The 2,385-nt window shown below is 62.9% G+C and carries 4 protein-coding genes; 2 read left to right on the top strand and 2 right to left on the bottom strand.

Translation table 11 applies throughout. The annotated features are described in order from the left end of the window. Window positions 1-163: 163 nt before the first annotated feature. On the bottom strand, window positions 164-970 hold the full coding sequence (locus tag VGC56_RS01780; protein WP_464122844.1) for a response regulator: 807 nt from the start codon (window positions 968-970) through the stop codon (window positions 164-166). A 224-nt stretch (window positions 971-1,194) separates the two neighbouring features. Here VGC56_RS01780 and VGC56_RS01775 point away from each other — a divergent pair, with 224 nt between their 5' ends. Continuing rightward, window positions 1,195-1,413, top strand: a complete 219-nt coding sequence (locus VGC56_RS01775; protein ID WP_464122843.1) for a NepR family anti-sigma factor — start codon at window positions 1,195-1,197, stop codon at window positions 1,411-1,413. Continuing rightward, complete coding sequence (locus VGC56_RS01770) at window positions 1,414-1,962, top strand: sigma-70 family RNA polymerase sigma factor (protein WP_464122842.1); 549 nt, start codon at window positions 1,414-1,416, stop codon at window positions 1,960-1,962. Window positions 1,963-2,115: 153 nt separating this feature from the next. On the opposite strand, the gene VGC56_RS01765 is transcribed toward VGC56_RS01770, so the two are convergent. Then, window positions 2,116-2,385, bottom strand: a 270-nt coding sequence (locus VGC56_RS01765; RefSeq protein WP_464122841.1) for a hypothetical protein, incomplete at its 5' end; no start/stop codon positions are given.

Genomic DNA, 2,385 nt, shown 5'->3' with positions numbered 1-2,385 from the left:
ATTGATTGCCCGCTTTCCCAAGCGGGCTCCGGTCATTATTACGTCAATGCAAGATTTTTCTTCGCAGCCAGACGTAAGAAGCCGCAAACCGATGACGCGAAAAGAAGCGCCGCAACGATAACATCGTCGCGGCGCTAATGTCTTTCAAAAAGCAGAAGCTTTATCAGCTCGCCGCCGCCTTCGGCGCCCGGTTGCGGGAGTTGCGCTGGAAGAACAGCGCCTGGCTCGCCACCGCCGACACCATCGCGGGCTGGAACGGCTTTGAGATCAGGAACGCCGGCTCGGGGCGTTCGCCGGTCAGGAAGCGTTCCGGATAGGCGGTGATGAACACCACGGGGACCTCGAAGGAACGCAGCAACTCATTGACGGCGTCGAGGCCGGAACTGCCGTCGGCGAGCTGGATATCGGCCAGAATAAGGCCCGGCTTGCGGTTTTTCGCCAGCGCGATGGCATCGCTATGGGTGCGCGCCACGCCGATCACATTGTGACCGAGATTCTTGACGAGGCTTTCGAGGTCCATCGCGATGAAGGTCTCGTCCTCGATGATCAGCACGTCGGTGGCGATCTCGGCGGCCATTTCGCGGCCCGCGGTATCGGCCAGTTTTCGGGTCTCCGCGACGTCCTTGTCGAGGATGAAGCCGACTTCCTCCTCCGAAAAGCCTTCCAGCGACAGCAGCAGGAAGGCCTGACGCGGTAGCGCCGTAATGTTGGACAGCCGGCGCTCCGAGGGGCTCGACAGCGGGATCACCTCGGCGTTCTCGTTCAGCGACACCGAATTCCAGATCTGGGTGAAGAGCCGGAACAGCCCGGCGCGCGGCCCGTGCCGCTCGTCGAGCAGCGACTGGTCCTGCAACAGGGCCTCCAGCATGGCGCCCACATAGGCGTCTCCCGAGGCCTGATTTCCCGTCAGGGCACGGGCGTAGCGCCGCAGCAACGGTAAATGTTCGGCAACCAGCTGTGATCGGGACATCCCCACTCCATAATCTGTCTGTCTGGGACCAACGGTTAAGTATCGGGTGGCCCCGGGCCCCTGCAAGTGCCTGTATACGTCCTTGAGCCACAAAAGTTCCCTTTTCCCGGAACTTTAGAGCGAGGTTGGAATTAGCCCCGCATACGAATCGGGCCGCCATGCCAGAATCAAGGAATATTCCTTGATTTTGAGGGACTTAACTCTTGGGGAACGTGGACAGGGTCATGAAGGATGTAAAGTCTCAAGCGAGCAAGAGCAGCGTGCCCGGCAAGGGTGGCCTCAATGCCGAGATTCAATCCCGTATCGGCCACCAGTTGCGCGCGATGTACGACGATGTCGTGCGCCAGGGCGTGCCGGACCGCTTCGCGGACCTGATCCGCAAACTGGATGCACCGCAGGGGGGCGCCGGGGGCGATCCAGCCAAAAACAACGGGAGGGAGTAAATGCCTCTCACGGACTCACTGCGTGACGACATTCTGGCGTCGGTACCGAGCCTGCGCGCCTTCGCGATCTCGCTGAGCGGCAATGGCGACCGCGCCGACGACCTTGTGCAGGAGACGCTGTTGCGCGCACTCGCCAACATCGACTCCTTCCAGCCCGGCTCCAACCTGCCGGCGTGGCTGTTCACCATCCTGCGCAACCTGTTCCGCTCCGACTACCGCAAGCGGCGCCGCGAGGTGGAAGACGCCGAGGGCAGCTACGCCAAGACGCTGAAGACGCAGCCGGCGCAGAACGCGCATCTCGAATTCGAGGAGTTTCGCGCCGCGCTCGACAAGCTGCCGCAGGACCAGCGCGAGGCGCTGATCCTGGTCGGCGCCTCCGGCTTCTCCTATGAAGACGCGGCGGCGATTTGCGGGTGCGCGGTCGGCACCATCAAGAGCCGCGTCAACCGCGCGCGCTCGAAACTCTCCGCGCTGCTCTATGTCGACGGCGCGGAAGATTTCGGGCCGGACAACACCGTCCGCGCCGTGATCGGCGGCAGCGGCGGGTGACGGTCCTCAGCGTCATTGCCGGGCTTGACCCGGCAATCCATCATTCTTCGAAAGACTCCTTGTGAAGCGCGACGGATGCGCGGGTCAAGCCCGCGCATGACGGAGAGTTCTGTAGCGGCGCGCTGCGCTGCATCCGGGGAACGCGGGCGGAGGTTAGACCGGCCGCTGCACCGGCGCCGAGAGCGCTTCGGTGCGATCGCGTTCCGTCATGTCGATGACGGTTTCCATCGGCGCGGTGAGTTCATAGACGTAGCTGCCTTCCGTAAAATACCGCTTCGCGGCGCCGCCGAGCGCTTCCGGCGCGACGCGGTCCAGAAGGATGATGCCGAAATCGCTGTCGGGACGCCGCGTCGCTGCGCTGGTGTTGGATTCTTCCCAGCTGAAATGAAAAATCTCGTTGGGCGCCTCGCCCGTCACTTCCCA

The organism is Allosphingosinicella sp. (genome assembly GCF_036403745.1).
GTDB lineage: Bacteria > Pseudomonadota > Alphaproteobacteria > Sphingomonadales > Sphingomonadaceae > Allosphingosinicella.
The sequence above is the reverse complement of the archived record's forward strand: the minus strand, read 5'-3'. Positions and strand labels throughout refer to the sequence as shown.

Bases quoted from the DNA above. Each gene is read 5' to 3' on its own strand.
- VGC56_RS01780 (WP_464122844.1), bottom strand. From the start codon at position 970: ATGTCCCGATCACAGCTGGTTGCCGAACATTTACCGTTGCTGCGGCGC.
- VGC56_RS01775 (WP_464122843.1), top strand. From the start codon at position 1,195: ATGAAGGATGTAAAGTCTCAAGCGAGCAAGAGCAGCGTGCCCGGCAAG.
- VGC56_RS01770 (WP_464122842.1), top strand. From the start codon at position 1,414: ATGCCTCTCACGGACTCACTGCGTGACGACATTCTGGCGTCGGTACCG.